This is a genomic window from Pedobacter psychrophilus, assembly GCF_001652725.1.
Taxonomy (GTDB): domain Bacteria; phylum Bacteroidota; class Bacteroidia; order Sphingobacteriales; family Sphingobacteriaceae; genus Pseudopedobacter; species Pseudopedobacter psychrophilus.
The window spans coordinates 73305-93427 of sequence record NZ_LWHJ01000032.1 but is presented as its reverse complement, the minus strand read 5'-3'; the positions used below and the strand labels follow the sequence as shown (position 1 = coordinate 93427).

Here is a 20123-nt window from a genome sequence, read left to right as displayed (position 1 = left end):
TGACACTAAATACTTGATACTATTATAAAAAAAATGGATTATTTAGATCAACTAGAGGCGGAAGCCATAGCGATTTTAAGGGAGGTAGCAGGACAGTTTGAGAAGCCAGCTTTGCTTTTTTCGGGAGGAAAAGATTCTATCACATTGGTTCGTTTGGCAGAAAAAGCCTTTCGTCCGGGAAAGTTTCCTTTTCCGTTGGTACATGTTGATACTGGCCATAATTTCCCTGAAGTGATTGAATTTAGAGATCAACTGGTTCAAAAACTTGGCGAGAAATTAATTATTGGGCATGTACAAGATGCTATTGATAGTGGAAGAGCGATAGAGCAAAAAGGTAAAAATGCCAGCAGAAATGCTTTGCAAACTGTTTCTCTTTTAGAAGTCATTGAAAAAAATCAGTTTGATGCCTGTATTGGCGGCGCAAGAAGAGACGAGGAAAAAGCAAGGGCAAAAGAAAGGATATTTTCTGTTCGTGATGAATTTGGACAATGGGATCCAAAGCGCCAACGTCCAGAACTTTGGAACACCTTTAATGGAAAAATCCATAAAGGAGAAAATGTAAGGGTTTTCCCGATTAGCAACTGGACGGAGTTGGATGTTTGGAACTATATCAAAAGAGAAAATATAGAAATTCCTTCTATTTATTATTCTCATCATCGTGAAGTTATTGAGCGAAATGGGGTTTGGATGGCGGCTCATGAGTTTTTAAATATGGATGCTGATGATAAAATCTATACAAAAAGTGTGCGTTTCCGTACCGTTGGTGATATGACTTGTACTGCAGCTGTAGAATCGGAAAAAACAGAAATAGATGATATTATTTTGGAGATTTCGCAATCAAAAATAAGTGAGCGTGGTGCTAGAATGGATGATAAAGTTTCTGAAGCAGCCATGGAAGACCGTAAAAAAGGAGGATATTTTTAATGGATATATTAAAATTTTTAACCGCAGGAAGTGTGGATGATGGAAAAAGCACTTTGATTGGAAGGCTTTTGTACGATACTGATTCTGTTTTAGCCGACCAACTGGAAGCTATCCAAAAATCGAACAGAAAAAATGACGACGGAACGGTTGATTTAGCCATTTTAACGGATGGTTTAAAGGCAGAACGTGAGCAAGGAATTACGATTGATGTTGCTTATAAATACTTTCAAACAGAAAAAAGAAAGTTCATTATTGCAGATACTCCAGGGCATATTCAGTATACCAGAAATATGGTTACTGGTGCTTCAAATGCGGATTTAGCTATTATTTTAGTGGATGCGAGAAAAGGCGTGATAGAGCAAACTATTCGTCATTCTTATTTGGTTTCTTTATTGGCTTTAGAACATGTGGTGGTTTGTGTAAACAAAATGGACATGGTGGATTATAGCGAGGAAGTTTTTGAGAAAATTCATGCAGATTATCATCAATTAGCAATTAAATTAGGGATTAAAGAAGTTACTTTTATTCCTGTAAGTGCTTTAAAAGGTGATAATATTGTGAATGATTCGATAAATATGCCTTGGTACAAAGGAAAAAGTTTGTTAGCACATTTAGAAACAGTTCCTGTACATCAGGTAGATCATTTGTTACCGGCAAGAATGGCAGTTCAATGGGTAGTTAGGCCACAAACTGATGAATTACATGATTATCGCGGATATGCGGGAAGGGTGCTAAGTGGAGCCTTAAGTGTTGGCGAAGAAATTAAAGTTTATCCTTCTGGAAATAAATCGAAAATAAAAAGAATTGAAACTTTTGATGGTGATTTACAAATTGCTGAGGAAGGAAAATCAATCACTCTGCATTTAGAAGACGAAATTGACATTAGCCGAGGAGATATGATTGGAGAAATAGAACGCTCGCCTTTAGTTTCCAACCAAATTGAAGCTGATATTTGTTGGATGGATACCAGGGAATTGGATACTACTGCCACCTATTTTATCCAACACCAAAGTAAAGTTACACGTTGTAAAATTAAAGAGGTTTTGTACAAAGTAAATATCAATACTTTAGAAAAAGTGAATGCCGATACTTTTGGTTTAAACGATATTGGCAGAGTAGAAATTAAAACTGCCGATGAATTAGCTTTTGATCCTTATGAAAGTAACAAAAGAAATGGTGGTGCCATAATTATAGATAGCAGAACTAATGTTACTGTTGGTGCTTTGATGCTGAGAGCAGCATTATAAGTTAAAACTCCATTAACGAACAAAAAGCTTAACCAAAAAAGGCTTATCAAATTTAATTGATAAGCCTTTTTTAATGAATAATGAACTAATTAGTTCATATCGTTTTTAACTTTTCTAGCGGTTGCTTGTCCAGGTAAATAAACTTGGAAACCAAAGCCCAAACTTAAGCTATGTGCATAAGCGCTACTTCCAAAACCTACAACTCCATTATATTTTAATAAAGCTTCTAAACCAATAGAGTTGGTAATAAAATAAGTAAAACCAGGACCAAAGCTAAAACCTAAACCATTGGTAGAACCACCAATAGAAGGATTAACTCCTGAAATTCCTACTGTAGCTTCTCCGAAAAGCATAGAGTTTTTTACTACTTCTCCAGAAGTTTCACCAGAATAATAACGACCTAAAGCACCAATTCCATAATTGATATCAGTACCAGCATTTTTTGCAGTTTGTAAACCGAAATTAAGGTCTGTTCCTAATGCAACACCATCTGCTACAAACCAGGCTACTTTAGGATTTAGATTAAAAGAAAATACATTTGGTTTATCTAAACCGAAATTAATGTTAGAAATGTTAGCGCCCATTAATACATTTCCTTTTTGGATTTGGGCTTGAGTGATTGTAAAAGCAACAACTGCCATTGCGATTGTTAATAATACTTTTTTCATGATTTTTTGTGTTTTGATGTTAATAAATTATTATATATCATAAAAATCTAAGATTTATGGTTAATCGTTCTTAAATTTTCAATCACATAATAACAGACATAATCTATGCCTATTTTCACTCAAAAAATCATTCTATTGTCTGTTTCTATCGGCGTAGCCAAAAACTTTTTGTAATAATGAAGTGCTCCTTGCCACTAAATTCTGGCGAATTTTTAACTCTTCCTGGGCAACTTCTATAAATAAACCGTCTATTGCTCTATCAGTTACATAACCAGCCAAATCTGTATTTATGGGTTTTACTAAGGGAATCTTATTATAGGTGCTGGTTAAATCTCCCCAATATTTTGTTGCGCCAACTTTACTCAAACTAGTATTTATACTTGGTCTAAATTTATCTGCTAATGCAATACTAGTGGTTCGTTTAAAATACATAGTAGCTGCATCTTGTTGCCCTAATAAAATGTTGCTCACATCCTGAAAACTCATTTGTTTAATGGCATTAACAAAAATAGGTTTAGCCTGAATTGCCGCATCTTCTGCTGCTCTGTTTAAACTTGTGATTACATTATCGCATAAAGAATTTAACCCAAGCGAACGTAAAGTTTTCTCGACTTTTTGCGCTTCTGGCGGCATCAAAATTTTAACTGCCAAATTTCCTAAGTATCCATCTTTTGCAGATAATCTTTCGGCGCTATAATTTGTGCCAAACTCTAAAGCTTGTTTTAAGCCCAAGTTAATTTCTGTATTAGTAGGAATGCCAGTTGCCTGATTAATAACCCCAGCATATTGATTTAAAGTATCACAACTAGAAAACAATAAAGTTGTTGATAGGATGGATATTAGGATAAGTTTTTTCATTTGTTTTTTGAAGCATTAAAGGCAATAATGTTGCCAAGAGAAAATTGTAATATAAATTTATGAATTATCTTAAAATCGTTTTTTTTTCAGTCCTAATTTGTCTTTTTAAAATTGATTTCCATTTGGTTATATTTACAAAACAATTTAATAGTTCTCTATTTTAGAATAGCAAAACAAGAATGTGGATAAATAATAAGATAACGTAAAAAGGTTATGGATTCAATCACTTATAATTCTCTGACAGATAAACTTAAAAATGCACCACAAAATGTTTTAGAGAGAGTGTCTGGTTATGTGGATGCTCTATTAGATAGTGATGTACAAGATTATGTTTTATCAGAAGATCAAAAAAGAATTTTAGATAGTCAGGAAAATTTAGCATTAAATCAATTTACTGATGCTCATGAAATTTATGACCAATTGAAAAGCAAGAATGGTTTATAAAACCGTTGGTTTAGGATAATCCTGTTTTTCTCTTTCAGCTCTGTTTTGACTTTCTTGAGTTTGGAAACTCTTTTTTATTACTAATCCGTAGTCCCCTTTCCCTCTTTTGCCTTTACCCGACAGACTACGGACAGATGGGTGGGCCATTGATAAATAATGTAACTACTTAACTTTATTTAATATTTCTAATTCAAATCTTTTCTTAATCCTAATCAGTTCTTTATCACTAAGCTGATTATAATTTGTGAAAGCGCTATCCGATAAATCAGGATTATAAATTGCTAATATCCAACATGGTGTTATTGAAAAATCAATAAGATACCACTCTTCTGGTTTATTTTTAAAATGGACAACCCGTTCATTTTGAGGGATATTTTCATCTTCATAAAAAAATGTAACAATCGAATCAGGAATTCTATCTGAAGTTTTATCAATATACTCTCTTAAAGATTGAGAACTGACTTTACTATTATCAAAAGAAATATTAAGGTACTGACTGTCATCTACAGAATAACAAGAACTTATTAAAATCAATAAAAAAAGCAACACCCCACAAAAATTACGATATTGATATTGGCTTATGATTTTTATTTTCATCCTCTATTCAATTGGTGTCTTTTATTTTTATCAAGTTGTTTGAATATAAAATTCTATATTTTAATTAAAATAACTTTCAGCATAAAAAATCCTACTTCTTCTCTGCCTGAGCAAAAACTTTCTTCATTAAATCTGTAGTTCTGAAAGCACTGTTTTCTCTAATTTTGAGTTCTTCGGCAGCTATTTGTTTAAATAAACCTTCAATGGCTTTTTGGGTGACGTATTGTTTTAAATCTGGGTTTATTTTATTGGCAAATGGAACTTTATTATAGCGTTCTGCAACATCGCTGTATAATCTTGTTGCACCAACTTTTTCAATGCTGTTACCTACAATAGGCTCAAAAACTTTAGATAAAGAATCAGTTGTATTGTTTTTAAAATAGGTAGTTGCCGCATCATTAGCGCCCATTAAAATATTGGTTGCATCTTTGATGGTCATTTGTTTTACTGCATTTACAAAAATAGGTTTTGCGGTTTTGGCGGCATCTTCGGCAGCTCTGTTAAAACTTAAAATGGCATCATCACACATTTTATTTAATCCCAATTTTCTTAAAGTTGCTTCAGCTTTAATCGCCTCTGGCGGAAACAAAATTTTAACCGAAGGATTAGCAAAAAAACCATTTTGTGTTGAAAGTAAATCTGCGCTTTTTGTTGCGCCTAACTCTAAAGCTTGTTTTAAAGCGGTTGCAATATCCGTCGGACTTGCAGAAATTCCGTTTCCTGCTGCAGCGCTTTTTGCTTTATCTATCAATTTACCAAATTGTGCAAACGCTCCGCTGCTTGCCATTAAAAGCATCAGCGAAAGCGTTATTTTATTGAGTGTTTTATTCATCATCATTTTTTGAAATTACATCTTTTTTGGATAATAATTTAGCGTTTTCTACCAATTGAATAAACTCTGCTCGGTAACCATTATCATCCTTTCCTTTTCCGCTTTTTGCTAAATTAACTGTCTGATTAAAATCAGCATTTTGTTTAAATTCAGAATCTCTAATTAGCAATCCAAACTCGGCGACAGCGGCAACAAATTTAAAATCTATTGGAGCATTTTCTAGCTTTTGATTATTATCAATTAATGAAACGCTTAACTCCTTACTCTTATTTTCGTCGGGATTTTTATATCTTATTTTAACGGTCAGTAATTCATCGGATTTTTTGGTTTCTATAGGTTTTTGATATTTTAAATCTGTTAACTTTTTAGTAAACTCATCTTTGACACCAACTGGAATAATCTCATAAAGTGCTGTAACCGTATGCCCAGCTCCCATTTCTCCAGCATCTTTTTTATCATCTTTAAAATCCTCGTTGTTTAATAACCTGTTTTCATATCCTACCAAACGGTAAGCCGCTACTTTTGCTGGATTAAATTCCACCTGTATTTTTACATCTTTTGCAATTGTAAAAAGCGTTCCACCAAATTCATTGATCAATACTTTTTTGGCTTCATTAATTCCATCTATATAGGCATAATTTCCATTTCCCTTATCGGCGATAGCTTCCATTTTACTGTCTTTTAAATTTCCACTTCCAAAACCTAAAACACTCAAGAAAACGCCATCGTTTTTGTAACTTTCAATCAGCCTTTGCATTTCTGCATCACTATTTGCGCCAACATTAAAATCTCCATCGGTAGCTAAAATCACACGGTTGTTGCCGCCCTTGATAAAGTTGTTCTTTGCGGTTTCATAAGCTAATTTTATCCCTCCTCCACCAGCAGTTGAGCCGCCTGCAGAAAGATTGGTTAACGCATCTTTAATTTTATTTTTATCGTTGCCGTTTGTGCTTGGTAAAACTAAACCGGCAGCACCGGCATAAACTACAATGGCAACTTTATCGTTTGACCTTAATTGGTCAGTTAATAATTTCATGGAAGTTTTCAATAACTCCAATCTATCTGGCCCTTGCATAGATCCTGAAACATCAATTAAAAAAACAAGATTGGAAGCGGGTAAATTTTCTGTTTTGATACTTTTCGCCTTTAAACCAATCCTTACCAATCTGTGGTTTTTATTCCAAGGCGCATCGGCAACATCAGCAGTAATACTTACTGGTTCATTTGTTTTAGGCTCTGGATAATCATATCCAAAATAGTTGATCATTTCCTCTACCCTAACCGCATCTTTTGGCGGCATTTGTCCCATTTTTATAAACCTTCTCATATTACTATAAGAAGCGGCATCAACATCTATAGAAAAAGTAGAAAGGCTATTATCAATTGCATTCTTAAAACCATTTTCATTGATGGCGTTGTAAGATTCTGTATTAAAATCTTGCTGTATAATTGAAGGCGATGAAGCAAATCCTCTTACTGCCATTGTATTCATTTGTGTAACCGAACCAGAAACATCTTTTTTGTATTGAGGGGCGTAACCAACAATAACTACTTCATTTAAAGCTGTTTTAGAAGAAGTTAAATTGATTTTTAATACTTCATTTTTAATTGCTATTTCTTTTGTTTCATAACCGATATAAGAAACAATAATTTTTTTCTCGCTTTGCGAAACTTTTAATTTGAAGTAGCCATTAATATCTGTTAAAGTTCTATTATTAGCGTTTTGCTTAGCGCTGATGTTCACTCCTGGCAAAGCTTGTTGGTTAATATCATAAACATAACCTGTTACTAGTTTTAAATCATCGGTTTTAAAAGCCATCAATATTGTGGCGGCAATAATTAAAGTGCATATCCTTTTCATAATTTTTGTTTTAAATTCATCATAATGATGCACTTAAAAACCACTTTCCATAAAGAGCCCAAATATTTTTTTTATTATTGATATTAGATGTCGATGATTGTTGAACCAAAAGAACGCTCTTTATATGAGGAGCAACTGATTGCCCAATATAAAATATCGGGCGATTTAAAGCTTTTGGGCGTTTTATATCAAGATTATATGGCTTTAGTTTACGGTGTTTGTCTTAAATATTTTAAAGATGAAGAGCGTAGTAAAGATGCTGTTATGCAAATATTTGAAGAGCTGATATCAAAAGTGAAACAACACGAGGTAAAAAATTTTAAAAGCTGGCTTTACGTTTTAAGTCGTAATTTTTGTTTGATGGAATTACGAAAAACATCAAAAGTTAATATGGTAGCTATTGATGAGCAATTTATGGAATCAAACGTTTTATTGCATCATGAAGATGTTTATGAAAAAGAGAAATCTTTGCTTTTAATGGAAGACTGCATTGAAACGCTAAATACCGAACAGCAATTGAGCGTTAAACTATTTTATCTTCAACAAAAATGTTATACCCAAGTTGCAGAGGAAACTGGTTATGATTTAAAAAAAGTGAAAAGCTACATTCAAAACGGAAAAAGAAATTTAAAACTTTGCATAGAGGCAAAAATTGAACAAGCAGGATAAAGATATAGAACTGATTCGCCAATATTTAAATGGAGAACTTAGCCCAACTGAAATGAACAGTTTAGAGGCTAGGGCTTTGGACGACCCATTTTTACAAGATGCTTTGGACGGTTTTACAGAATTTGATATTAAAAATTCAGATTTGAGTGATTTAGAAAGCCGCCTTAATGAAAGAATAAAAGATAAAGGAAAAATTTTAAGCCTAAGTTGGGGGATAAAACAATGGGGAATTGCCGCTTCTATAATATTTTGTATTACTATAGCGGGAATCTATTTTAACCAAATACCAGATGATAAAAACTTTAAACTTGCGGATTTGCAGAAGAGCAAACAAATTCCACAAGCTGAGAAAATAAAACTAGATTCTTCAGATTCAATTGAAAATAAGATTTATAGTTCGCCTTTGGCTGAATCAAAAAACGAAGAGCAAATTGCTTTATTGGATGATAATTTAGCGCCTAACCAATCGAAAGTAATTAATCCTGAAAAGGATATTTATTTAGAGCCTCAAAAAATTTCAGCAGATTCTATTAAATCAAGAAATTTAAATGAAGTTGCCGTAGTTGGTTATGCCACCCAATATAAAAAAGACATTGTAGGTTCTATTTCTTCTGTAAAGCAAGAAAATCTGATGGCTGCCCGTTCATCAAAAATAAATAATGCAGCGCCATTCAATAACATTAAAGGGAAGGTAGTTGACGAAAAAGATGGTTCGTCACTTCCTGGTGTATCAATAAAAGATCCAATTTCTGGTTTAATCACACAATCTGATGCGAATGGAGAGTTTAATATTTCGGCTTCCAAAACTAGTGATTTGGTGGCTAGCTATATTGGATATGAAACAAAAAATATTCCCATAAATGGAAATGATAGTTTAAAAATAGCTTTAAATCAAGCCCAATCTTCACTATCAGAAGTAGTTGTTATTGGTTACGGCAAATTAAAAAAATCTCAAAATATAATTGCGGGACCTAAAAATGGATGGTCAAATTTTAGGAAATATTTAGATGAACAAGCAAAACTACCAAACAACAAACACGGTAAAGTAACTTTAACATTTGTGATACAAGCAGATGGAAAACTAACGGATTTTAAAGTTTTAAAAAGTTTTAATGCTGTCGCCGATGAAAAAGCTGTAAATTTAGTAATTGACTATCCTGGAGGATGGAATGGTTCTACAGATAAAATCCCTCAAATAGCAAAAGTAACTGTTAAATTTTAGTACAAAATCATGAAAAAACTATTGTTGTTTATCCCAATTATACTTTTTGCCTGTAATCAAGATAAAAAGAAAACTAGCAGTGTAGAAACGGTAAAACCAATAGAAAGAAAAGATCCACATTCCTTTTCTGAACCTGACAATTGTGTAGTTACCCATCTCGATTTGAAACTGAATGTAGATTTTACAACTCAACTTTTAAAAGGCGAGGCCACCTGGACCATCAATAAAATTGGTAAAATTGATGAAGTTATTTTTGATGCAAAAGGATTAAATATTGAAAAAGTAACATTAGATGAAGATACCAAAAATGCTTTTTTTGCTTTAGGCGATAAAGATGAATTTTTGGGTCAGCCATTGAGTGTACAAATACAATCTGACACAAAGAAAATCCATATTTTTTATTCTACAACTAAAAATGCTCCGGCATTACAATGGTTAAATCCGCAACAAACGGCTGGTAAAAAGTTCCCTTATTTATTTACCCAATCAGAAGCAATTTTAGCCAGAACTTGGATTCCTTGTCAGGATAGCCCTTCGATAAGGTTTACTTACAATGCGGATATCACCGTTCCGAAAGAGCTTTTAGCTTTAATGAGTGCCGAAAATCCTCAACAAAAAAATGAAACAGGGGTTTATCATTTTGAACAGAAACAAGCAATTCCATCATATTTAATGGCTTTGGCCGTTGGCGATATTTCTTTTAAAGCGATTGATAAAAGAACTGGTGTTTATGCAGAACCGGCTGTTTTAGTAAAAGCAGCTTACGAGTTTGCCGATATGGGTAAAATGGTTTCTGCTGCAGAAAAAATTTACGGAGATTACCGTTGGGGACGTTATGATGTTTTGGTTTTACCACCAAGTTTTCCTTTTGGAGGCATGGAAAATCCGATGTTAACATTTGCTACACCAACGGTTATTGCCGGCGATCGATCTTTGGTGAGTTTAATTGCACATGAATTAGCGCATAGTTGGAGTGGAAACTTGGTTACAAATGCGACATGGAATGATTTCTGGCTTAATGAAGGTTTTACTGTGTATTTTGAACGCCGAATTGTTGAGCAGCTTTATGGAAAAGAAGAAGCCCAGATGCAAGAAGTTTTAGGTTATAAAGATTTAAAAGGAAGCATTGATGAAATGGGAGAAACAAATCCTGATACACGTTTAAAAGTAGATTTCACTAAACGTGATCCTGATTTAGGCGTAACAGATATTGCTTATGAAAAAGGATTTTCCTTTCTTAAAAATATTGAAAATGCTGTTGGCCGAGAAAAATTTGATGCCTTTTTAAAGGAATATTTTAATAGCCATGCTTTTACAAGTATGGATAATGATGGCTTTTTAGCTTATTTAAATGATAACCTCATTAAAAATGACGAAGCCCTAAAAGATAAAATCAACTCTTATGCCTGGGTTTATCAACCTGGTTTACCAAAAGAATTTAAACCTCCAATAAGCGAAACTTTTAATAAAATCGATAGCCTGCAAAAACAATTGATGGCAAGTAAAAATCCGAAAGGGTTAAACAAAGTAATCAAATCTACCAACGAAAAATTATATTTTATCAGAACCGTTCCTGCCTCAGTAGATTTAAAATTGATAGCATCAATTGACCAGGAATTTGGTTTTACAAATAGTGGAAATTCAGAAATTCAATGCGCTTGGTATACTTTAGCTGTAAATAAAAATTATACCGTTGCTTATCCAGCAATGAAAAATTTCTTAATTAATGTGGGAAGAAGAAAATTTTTAACTCCAATTTATAAAGCCTTAATTAAAACTCCAGAAGGTAAAAAAATGGCCAAAGATATTTATAAAGAAGCAAGACCAAACTATCATTCTGTTGCTTACAATACTTTAGATGAAATGTTGAAGTAGTCTAATTTTAAGATTTACGATTTTTAAAAACTTTGTAAATCTGATTTTTGTCGTTCTTTTTATACACTCCAATCTTCACCTCGAATTGTGTGCTCATGACCCGAAAGAAAGACTAGTTTTCTGTAGAATAATCTTGGGTTAATAATTTTAATTATGTATAAATGATAATTCTAGATAGATTAAAACAAACATGAAATTCCCATCTATAATCCAACTTTATAATTCGTTCTTAAAGGTTTGTAACAGGTTTCCTTTTCCTATTCTGTACGCAATTATCGCAACAGTTTGTGCTATTATCATTACCGATAATTACAATAATAATACGTGGATTGAATATTACATTAAAGGAATTTATTTGGGAAATTTTGGTTTAGCGCTCTCTTTAGCATTAACGCTTTACACAGAAATAAATTTGCTCTCTAAGGCCAAATTTTATCTTTTTAACGGTCTCATCATTTTAGTTTTAGCTTTAATCTATTTTTCAATAGACCCTTATTTATATGATTCCGATATTATTTTACTGCTGATTTTAGGTTTTGCTTTTCATTTATTGGTTGCGTTTTCTGCGTTTACATCAAAAGAAGAAAACAATGGTTTTTGGCAAATCAATAAAACTTTCTTTTTGCAATTTGCTACTTCTGCATTGTATAGTGCTGTGCTATTTATTGGTTTAAGCATTGCTATTTTAAGCACTAAAATTCTATTCAATTTAGATTTTAAGGAACAAATTTATATCCGTTTATGGATTTTTATAGTTGGTGTTTTTAATACCATTTTCTTTTTATCGGGCGTAAGCCAACCCTTAAAAAACCTGGAAACAGAAACAGCTTATCCAAAAGGATTAAAGGTTTTTACCCAATATGTTTTAATTCCTTTAGCAACAATCTACTTAGCCATATTATTAGCTTATGAAGTTAAAATTATTATCCAATGGAGTTTGCCGCAAAGTTCTGTTGCGATACTTATTTTAGGTTATGCCGTTTTTGGGATATTATCAAATTTGTTGGTTCATCCAATAAGAAACGACGATGGCAATAAATGGATTAATCTTTTTAGCAAGAGTTTTTATTTCTTGATGTTGCCATTATTAATTCTTTTAGCAGCATCCATTTACAAAAGAGTTGCTGATTATGGCATTACAGAAAGTAGGTATTTATTGATTGTGATGGCTTTATGGCTCGCTTTTATCTCTATTTATTTTTTGATAAAAGGCAGAAAACAAATCAGGTTAATCCCAATCAGTCTTTTCATTTTATCGATATTGATTGTATTTGGACCTTGGGGAATTAAAAACGTTTCTAAGCGATCTCAACAAAATAGACTAGAAAAAATTTTAGCTGGCAAACCAACCAATAAAAAAGATAATGATGCTTACAGCATTGTAAATTATTTGGCAGATTATCACGGTATCAAAAGCTTACAGCAATTTGTGAAACCAAATTTATCAAATATTGAAACCAAACTTTCTGCGGAAATGGTTAAAGCAAATTGGAGTAAATGGGATGTTAATCGTAAATTGAAAGATACCGTTATCAGTTTGATGAAAATCAATCCCAATTTTAAGACAGAATTTGATTCACAAGCATTTAACTATTATAACTTCACTACAAAAGATAAAAGCGTTGATCTACAAAATGCCGTTAAACTAATCCCAATTAATGGCAATGATTACTACCAAGACTCAGTTTTTAATGTTTACATTATTAGTCAAAATTTCAAGTTCTCTGTGACAACTAAAAAATTAATCAAAATTTCAAATTCAAAATCAGCTATTATTTTAAATATAGAAAGCTTATTAAATAAACTGATTAATGATAATAAAATCCGAACTAAAAACAACAATGGCGCTTTTTTAATGAGCAATAAAGAAATGATTGTTTCTAATACTTTAGATGATTTAACCTTTACTTTTTACATCCATAATTTAAGCGGAAATAAAGATAATGTTACCTATAGTGGAAATATAATTGTCACTAAAAACTGAATTTCTAATCCATAAAAAAACCGGTTTAAAAACCGGTTTTAAATCAAAAATATCTTAATCTTTATTCTTTATAACCTTATTCCTTGATCTTATTTAAAGCCTAAACCGTAGTTTCAATACTCAACTCCTTTTTCTGCTTATCATCAATGGTAGATGGAGAATCAATCATCACATCACGACCAGAATTATTTTTAGGGAAAGCAATTACATCTCTAATACTATCTAAACCAGCCAAAATAGAAACCAATCTATCAAATCCAAAAGCAATACCACCATGCGGAGGTGCGCCATACTCAAAAGCTTCTAATAAGAAACCAAATTGTTTTTGAGCTTCTTCGGGCGAAAATCCTAAATGCTTAAACATTAAAGATTGCAGTTTTTTATCGTGGATACGGATAGAACCACCACCAATTTCAGTTCCGTTAATCACCAAATCGTATGCGTTTGCTCTCACATTTCCTGGGTCGGTATCTAACATTTCAATATCTTCTGGCTTTGGCGAAGTAAATGGATGGTGCATGGCGTGATAACGCTCTGTTTCTTCATCCCACTCCAATAAAGGAAAATCGATGACCCAAAGTGGTGCAAACCTATTTTTATCGCGTAAACCTAAACGGTTACCCATTTCTAAACGCAATTCGTTTAATTGTTTTCTGGCTTTTTCTTTTACCCCTGATAAAATTAAAACTAAATCGCCCGGCTCTGTTTTAAACGCTACCGACCATTTTTGCAATTGCTCTTCGTTATAAAATTTATCTACCGAAGATTTTAAAGAACCATCTTCATTATGGCGCATATAAATTAAGCCTGTGGCGCCAATTTGCGGTCTTTTTATAAAGTCTGTTAACTCGTCTAATTGTTTACGAGTGTAAGAAGCGGCACCTTTTGCATTTATACCCACCACAAATTCCGCATTATCAAAAACGGGAAATCCAAAACCCTTTACCAAGTCTTCAGCTCCCTCTCCTGTTTCTCCCTCTCCTTTGGAGAGGGTTGGGGTGAGGCTAACAAACTCCATCCCGAAACGGATATCAGGCTTATCAGAACCATATAAACGCATCGCATCGGCATAATGCATTCTTGGGAAAGCATCAAACTCAATACCTTTTACGTTTTTAAACATATGTCGGGTTAAACCCTCAAACATATTTAAAATATCTTCTTGCTCAATAAAAGCCATTTCACAGTCAATTTGTGTAAATTCTGGCTGTCTATCCGCCCTTAAATCTTCATCCCTAAAACATTTTACAATCTGGAAATAACGATCGAAACCAGAGACCATTAACAACTGCTTAAATGTTTGTGGCGATTGTGGCAAAGCATAAAACTCACCTGGATTCATCCGACTTGGTACCACAAAATCCCTTGCGCCTTCTGGTGTAGATTTTATTAATACAGGTGTTTCTACTTCTAAAAATCCTTCCGCATCTAAATATTTACGGATTTCTTGCGCCATTTTATGGCGCAAAATCAAATTATTACGAACAGGATTACGACGCAAATCCAAATAACGATATTTCATTCTCAGTTCATCGCCACCATCGGTTTCATCTTCAATCATAAACGGAGGCAATTTAGCAATGTTCAAAATTTCCAAGTCAGAAACCTTGATTTCAATATCGCCTGTCGACATTTTTGGATTTTTGTTAGAACGTTCTACCACAGTTCCGGTTACTTTTATCACAAACTCACGACCTAAATCTTTCACTTTAGTGCGCAAATCATCAGCATCATCCGTATTAACCACCAATTGCGTTAAACCATATCTGTCCCTAACATCAATAAAAGTGGTCCCGCCTAAATCACGAGATTTTTGTACCCAACCACTTAAAACTACTTCTTGGTTTAAATTTGAGAGGTTCAATTCCCCGCAGGTGTGTGTTCTGTGCATTTCGTTTCCTTTTTTGTAAGAGTTGCGAATATAAGTTTAAAAATAATTTTACTCAATTTTAATTGATGGGAATGTTGTAGAAGGGTTATTGGCAAAGCAAGGGTTACTTTAGTTTACAATAAATCCATTCCTCAAATGGTGATTAAAAGAAATAAATGTTGAACTCATCAATAATTAGATAAATTCAATATTTATATAAAAGGAATAGGAATTTAAAATATTTTTAAGGCGCTATTAATTTTGACGCTTGTTTAGCCGCTGGATGGTTTGGAATTAATATTGGCAAAAGATGCAGCACTCCTAACTGTGACAAACAATTAGCAGCATAATAAGGGTCTAAATCTTCATAATGAGCTAATAATTCAATTGAAACTTGATTTGGACCTCTCAATATGTGGATTAAAAACCCTTCAATTGTTTCGGAAAATTTAACATCTACACCTGCATCTTGTAATGTATTTAAAAAAAGGTCTAAAGATATTTCTTGCATTACTAAGCAGCATTTAATTCTCCTGTTTGAATCTTTTTTCTTGCAGTTTCAAAACCAGCTGGTATATTTTCTCTAATAGAATTAAATCTTATAGAATTCTTAATTTTTTTCTCTTTCACAAGCTGGAACATAGCAGTTTGATGGTTTTTAGAAGTAAACCCCAATCTATTAATTTCCAATGCAAATTTTTCCATCCCTTGATTCGAAAACCAATAGCTAAAAAAAGTTTTAGTTAAAGCTTTTCCAATTAATACACCTTCCTCTTCTGATTTTGCAAAGAAATAAATGTCAAAAGCCGGGATATAACAATTGATATTTCCAAATTCATTCTTATCACTTTGAAGGACATGATAAGCGTAAGTTATATTAACACCATTATTTTTTGTTGTAATATTGATGTAAGTTGGTTGTTTTTCGTTATCGATTTTCACTTTAATTACGATTAAGTTATTTTCTAAATTCAAAATTATAATAAAACTTTGTAAGTATAATACATTTTTTGTCAAACTAATAATTCTAAAGTGGAAATAAATCCTTGATAAACATTAGAATATCTTTAATCGCTACTCCATACCTTCCTTCTTCGGCTCATAAGCAGGCTTCGCCTGCTTCAGTTTATCATTATATAAAGGCTTTTCTTCTTTTGGCGGTTCGAAAGCTGGTTTGGCTTGCTTCACCTTATCGTTATAAAGTGGTTTTTCTACTTTTGGCACTTCTTTAAAAGGTTTTTTAACAGTTGGTTTTGTTTTTTTAACCGCTAAACTTGGGATAATATCTTCTTTGGATTTTGGTCTTTCTTTTGGTTTCCAACTAAAATTGGGCAGCGTTTTTAATTCCTCCGTTAACTGTTCAAAAGGATAATAATTGTGTTCTGGTTTTCTTAAAAATGCAATGCTCATCACACTATCTTTATCAAAATTAATCCTCATTCTTGAGGTAATGGAACGCATCATTCCATTACTGCTAGCGCTATCCGTAGGGAAATAAATACTTTCGGCATTGCCATTTACAAAAACAACATCTAGTTTTTCGTTCTTGAAAAACGCTTTCATATTTTTCCCTGCAACCTGATTAAATTTAACAGAATCTTTATCGGAATTCACAATTATAGATTTTCTAATTAAATCCATATTATCAATCTTTTTATTCTTCATTTGCACATACATGGTATCTGCTCCTAACTGACTTCCTTGAGCCCAAACCAAAGGGTTTTTGTAAATCCTCATGATGCTATCGCCATAGCTAAAAAAGGCAGAATCGGCTTTAGCCTGAAAATCTGATTTAAAGATTTTTACTTTATGATAAGCCAAAACAATCCTGATTTTTGCGGTATCGGTAGCTTCTGGCGGTAACTCTATATCAAATATTTTAGGCACAGCAATTACTTTTGGCTTTACTCTATACAAGCCTAACTTATTCTCATTCACTGCCTTTATATTTTGATAATTAAAGGTTTTGTTTGGTGCTCGAGTTGCAATCTCAATAGCAATTGCTTCGGTCCTGCTATTTTTGGGTTTTTCAGATACTTTCTTTGGCTTTTCTATTGCAACTTTTTTAACCGAATCAATTTTACTTTTATCGATTATAATCTGCTTATTTTTTGAGCTATCCTTAGTTAGACTATCGGTAATTATGGTAACATTATTATCTATTTTTTTTGCGACTTCACCTGTTTCTGTACTATCGGCTTTAGCTATTTTTTCCTTTTCAATTTTAGCTTGTTGCATCGCATACAAATCCAACTTCCTTAACACTCTGCTCTTTAAAGTATCAGCGGTAAGCCAAACACTATCTTTCGTAACTGAATCTTTTTCGGTGATAAAAGTCATGTAAGCATTATTAGAAACCGTGATACTTTCATCGCCTTTTTTATAAATTCCTAGATTACCTCGGAGCTCTATTTTTTGTGCGGTATCTATAAACAAGATATTTTTTACCGCTCGTCCATAGCCAGCAACACCATCATAAAATAAACTATCTCCTTTTAGGCTTTTTGCTTTTTGGGTGTACAAATTATTTTTCCCGAAAGCAGCTCGGTCGTTACTTGTATTATATTGTCCGTTCTCCGTATAAAGTGTATCGGTTTTGCCATAAATATTTGTAGGACCAAAGAAATATGCAATTTTCGACTGTGTATTATATTTTAAAGTATCTGATTTTATAAGTACATCCGGCGATTTAACGATTACGTTATACCTAAAATAAGCATCCTTATTATTGGTGAAATAATAACCGTTTCTACTGGTAAGCGTATTTTTATCGTTTACAATTTTACCACCATTGTAATATTGGCCAATTTTTGTCCCAAGGTTATAATCTAAATCGTTTGTGGTTAAAACGGCGTCGTTATCAGTTAATTTTACGTTGTTTTTTAAGATGGCAATTTTGGTATTACCATCATAATTCAGCTTATCCGAATAGATATTTATGGTATCAGCTTGGTTTATATGGACATTTCCAAAAGCTTCAAAACTATTTTTGGTAAGATAAAAGTAAGCGCTATCGCAGGTTAAAGTAGCATTATCTTGCTGAAAAACCGGGTTAATTACTTTGTTGGTGTTCTCCCCATTACGTTTTAAGCCGATAAAAGAGTCAGAACGTAATAGTTGTACTTGCGTAACTTGTTGAGCAAAAGCCAATGCAGAAATGCAAATAAAGAAGAAAAACAGCAATGATTTTTTCACTTGGCAAAATTAGTTTTTTGCTATCGATTTTAAACGGTTAATTTTGATTGATGTTATTGGCAGCAAAACAACTACAAGATTTTATCAAATCTAATGCCCTGTTTAACCCAACAGATAAAATTCTGTTAGCGGTTAGCGGTGGAAAAGACTCTGTTGCCATGGCACACTTGTTTTTTTCTCTCGATTTCAAATTTGCGATAGCTCATTGTAACTTCAATTTACGGGGAGAGGAGTCTAAACGTGACGAAGATTTTGTAAAAAATTTATCCGAGCAGTTTAATGCCCCATTTCACCTTACTTCTTTTGAGACCCAAAAATTTGCTGAGGAAAATAAAATCAGCACCCAAATGGCAGCAAGAGATTTAAGATATGCTTATTTCGACGAAATTAGAACTCAATTTCATTATCAGAAAATCGCCATTGCACAACATCAAAATGATGCTATTGAAACCGTTTTGCAAAACCTAATTAGAGGAACCGGAATTGCGGGTTTGCATGGCATAAAAGCACTAAGAGAGAATATTATCAGACCAATGCTTTGCTTTAACAGCGATGATATTGTAAACATCGTTAAAGAAAATAATTTGGCTTTTGTGGAAGATAGTTCTAATGCTTCAAACAAATATATCCGTAACAAAATTAGGTTAGATATCATCCCAGAGATGAAAAAAATCAATCCTTCTTTAGAGCAGACATTTACCAGGAACCTTTATCATTTTAATGAATTAGAAGAATTTTTAAATTTAGAAGTAGAAAAATTAAGATCCATTATTTTGGTTAAAACCGATGCTGGATTTTTAATTAAAATCGCTGACATCCAAAATTTAAAACCTCAAAATCTTTTATTATTCGAGATTTTAAAACCTTTCAATTTTAAAGAATCTGTTGTTAAAGACATCATAGATACATTAAATGGAATTTCTGGGAAGCAGTTTTTTTCTAATACGCATTCAATCATTATCGATAGAGAAAATATCCTGATTCATGTAATAGAAGAAAATCGCATTGAAGAGATTACTATTTCAGAAGATGAAAATCAATTATATTTCGCTGGATTTAATTTTAAAAAAACACTTCTAAAAACTTTCCCGTCATCATTTAAAGTAGATACAAACAATATTTATGTAGATTCTGATTTGCTGATTTATCCGTTAACATTAAGATTTTGGAAACAAGGTGATTCTTTCAAACCTTTCGGGATGAATGGCGTAAAAAAATTGAGTGATTTTTTTATTAACCAAAAAATCAATATCCAACAGAAAAATAACATCCCAATTTTAATTAACGGAGATGGCAAAATTATTTGGGTTTGTGGCTTACGTAGCGACGATAGATTTAAAATTAAACCAAAAACCAAAAAAATAATTATCTTCACAGTAGAGAAATATTAAAAATGCCAAACCAACATCCATTTCACGAAAAACAATATTTAGGTCGCGATTATAATTACATCAGCATAAGAATGGTGATGGCTACTTTTTGTTTTTTAGCTTATTATTGGACAGAAAACCGTGAGCGCAATGGCGATTTATTGTTAGTTGTAGGTTGTGGCATTTTGGTAGTTAGTATTCTAATGCTTTTTATGATCCATTATAAAACGGTTATCAAAAACAAAGCATTGATATTAGACGGATTATGGACAACCAGACTTGTTAAGATAGATTTGAATAGCATTGTTAACGTAGAAAAAACAAATTATAGCACCTATTTTTTAAATAACCCAGTTTATAATTTACATCGAAATGGAACCATCAGATTTTATGCCGGCGGAAAAGACGCCGTAAAATTAGTAGATAGAGACGGTTTGGTATATATTATAGGTACACAAAAACAATCAGAACTTTTTAATGCTGTAAAAGAAGAAATGGCAAAATAGC

Annotated in this window: 19 protein-coding genes; 9 read left to right on the top strand and 10 right to left on the bottom strand. The window is 32.7% G+C overall.

What is annotated here, in order from left to right; all coding sequences use genetic code 11:
• Positions 1 to 33: 33 nt before the first annotated feature.
• Positions 34 to 924: a sulfate adenylyltransferase subunit CysD gene (gene cysD / locus A5893_RS17050; protein WP_068823804.1), complete on the top strand. Its 891-nt coding sequence runs from the start codon at positions 34 to 36 to the stop codon at positions 922 to 924.
• The gene (locus A5893_RS17045) at positions 924 to 2171 is read left to right on the top strand and encodes a sulfate adenylyltransferase subunit 1 (RefSeq protein WP_068823803.1); all 1248 of its coding nucleotides are present in this window, start codon (positions 924 to 926) and stop codon (positions 2169 to 2171) included. The genes cysD and A5893_RS17045 overlap by 1 nt, the downstream gene beginning before the upstream one ends.
• An 89-nt stretch (positions 2172 to 2260) precedes the next feature.
• On the opposite strand, the gene A5893_RS17040 is transcribed toward A5893_RS17045, so the two are convergent.
• The gene (locus tag A5893_RS17040) at positions 2261 to 2839 is read right to left on the bottom strand and encodes a hypothetical protein (protein WP_068823802.1); all 579 of its coding nucleotides are present in this window, start codon (positions 2837 to 2839) and stop codon (positions 2261 to 2263) included.
• A 132-nt stretch (positions 2840 to 2971) separates the two neighbouring features.
• Positions 2972 to 3697 (bottom strand): DUF4197 domain-containing protein, encoded by a 726-nt coding sequence (locus tag A5893_RS17035; protein WP_068823801.1) that lies wholly within the window; start codon positions 3695 to 3697, stop codon positions 2972 to 2974.
• 213 nt (positions 3698 to 3910) lie between these two features.
• Between A5893_RS17035 and A5893_RS17030 the strand changes: the two genes are divergently transcribed.
• Positions 3911 to 4141, top strand: coding sequence for a hypothetical protein (locus A5893_RS17030; protein WP_068823800.1), 231 nt, complete (start codon positions 3911 to 3913; stop codon positions 4139 to 4141).
• On the opposite strand, the gene A5893_RS17755 is transcribed toward A5893_RS17030, so the two are convergent.
• The 4 genes from A5893_RS17755 to A5893_RS17015 all read right to left on the bottom strand — a co-directional run bounded on the left by A5893_RS17755 (position 4136) and on the right by A5893_RS17015 (position 7431).
• Positions 4136 to 4288: a hypothetical protein gene (locus tag A5893_RS17755; RefSeq protein WP_157687591.1), complete on the bottom strand. Its 153-nt coding sequence runs from the start codon at positions 4286 to 4288 to the stop codon at positions 4136 to 4138. The genes A5893_RS17030 and A5893_RS17755 overlap by 6 nt on opposite strands.
• Positions 4289 to 4303: 15 nt before the next feature.
• On the bottom strand, positions 4304 to 4738 hold the full coding sequence (locus tag A5893_RS17025) for a hypothetical protein (RefSeq protein WP_068823799.1): 435 nt from the start codon (positions 4736 to 4738) through the stop codon (positions 4304 to 4306).
• 91 nt (positions 4739 to 4829) lie between these two features.
• Positions 4830 to 5570, bottom strand: a complete 741-nt coding sequence (locus tag A5893_RS17020; RefSeq protein WP_068823852.1) for a DUF4197 domain-containing protein — start codon at positions 5568 to 5570, stop codon at positions 4830 to 4832.
• On the bottom strand, positions 5563 to 7431 hold the full coding sequence (locus tag A5893_RS17015) for a vWA domain-containing protein (RefSeq protein ID WP_068823798.1): 1869 nt from the start codon (positions 7429 to 7431) through the stop codon (positions 5563 to 5565). The genes A5893_RS17020 and A5893_RS17015 overlap by 8 nt, the downstream gene beginning before the upstream one ends.
• A gap of 93 nt (positions 7432 to 7524) precedes the next feature.
• On the opposite strand from A5893_RS17015, the gene A5893_RS17010 reads away from it, so the two are divergent.
• The 4 genes from A5893_RS17010 (at position 7525) to A5893_RS16995 (ending at position 13181) form a co-directional block, all read left to right on the top strand.
• On the top strand, positions 7525 to 8100 hold the full coding sequence (locus tag A5893_RS17010; RefSeq protein ID WP_068823797.1) for an RNA polymerase sigma factor: 576 nt from the start codon (positions 7525 to 7527) through the stop codon (positions 8098 to 8100).
• A complete protein-coding gene (locus A5893_RS17005; RefSeq protein ID WP_068823796.1) occupies positions 8084 to 9322 on the top strand; it encodes a carboxypeptidase-like regulatory domain-containing protein in 1239 nt (412 codons plus the stop codon). Before A5893_RS17010 ends, A5893_RS17005 begins: the two co-directional genes overlap by 17 nt.
• A 9-nt stretch (positions 9323 to 9331) precedes the next feature.
• Complete coding sequence (locus tag A5893_RS17000; protein ID WP_068823795.1) at positions 9332 to 11197, top strand: M1 family metallopeptidase; 1866 nt, start codon at positions 9332 to 9334, stop codon at positions 11195 to 11197.
• 190 nt (positions 11198 to 11387) lie between these two features.
• A complete protein-coding gene (locus A5893_RS16995) occupies positions 11388 to 13181 on the top strand; it encodes a DUF4153 domain-containing protein (protein WP_068823794.1) in 1794 nt (597 codons plus the stop codon).
• A 100-nt stretch (positions 13182 to 13281) separates the two neighbouring features.
• Here A5893_RS16995 and aspS read toward each other — a convergent pair whose 3' ends face one another.
• The 4 genes from aspS to A5893_RS16975 all read right to left on the bottom strand — a co-directional run bounded on the left by aspS (position 13282) and on the right by A5893_RS16975 (position 18246).
• Positions 13282 to 15072, bottom strand: coding sequence for an aspartate--tRNA ligase (gene aspS / locus A5893_RS16990; RefSeq protein WP_068823793.1), 1791 nt, complete (start codon positions 15070 to 15072; stop codon positions 13282 to 13284).
• A 223-nt stretch (positions 15073 to 15295) separates the two neighbouring features.
• Positions 15296 to 15562, bottom strand: a complete 267-nt coding sequence (locus A5893_RS16985; protein ID WP_068823792.1) for a hypothetical protein — start codon at positions 15560 to 15562, stop codon at positions 15296 to 15298.
• Positions 15563 to 15564: 2 nt separating this feature from the next.
• A complete protein-coding gene (locus A5893_RS16980) occupies positions 15565 to 16026 on the bottom strand; it encodes a hypothetical protein (protein WP_157687590.1) in 462 nt (153 codons plus the stop codon).
• Between the two features lie 99 nt (positions 16027 to 16125).
• Positions 16126 to 18246 (bottom strand): OstA-like protein, encoded by a 2121-nt coding sequence (locus A5893_RS16975; protein ID WP_068823790.1) that lies wholly within the window; start codon positions 18244 to 18246, stop codon positions 16126 to 16128.
• 50 nt (positions 18247 to 18296) lie between these two features.
• Here A5893_RS16975 and tilS point away from each other — a divergent pair, with 50 nt between their 5' ends.
• Both tilS and A5893_RS16965 read left to right on the top strand, forming a co-directional pair.
• Positions 18297 to 19637, top strand: a complete 1341-nt coding sequence (gene tilS, locus A5893_RS16970) for a tRNA lysidine(34) synthetase TilS (protein WP_068823789.1) — start codon at positions 18297 to 18299, stop codon at positions 19635 to 19637.
• A 2-nt stretch (positions 19638 to 19639) separates the two neighbouring features.
• Complete coding sequence (locus A5893_RS16965) at positions 19640 to 20122, top strand: hypothetical protein (protein ID WP_068823788.1); 483 nt, start codon at positions 19640 to 19642, stop codon at positions 20120 to 20122.
• The last annotated feature ends 1 nt before the right edge of the window (position 20123 follow it).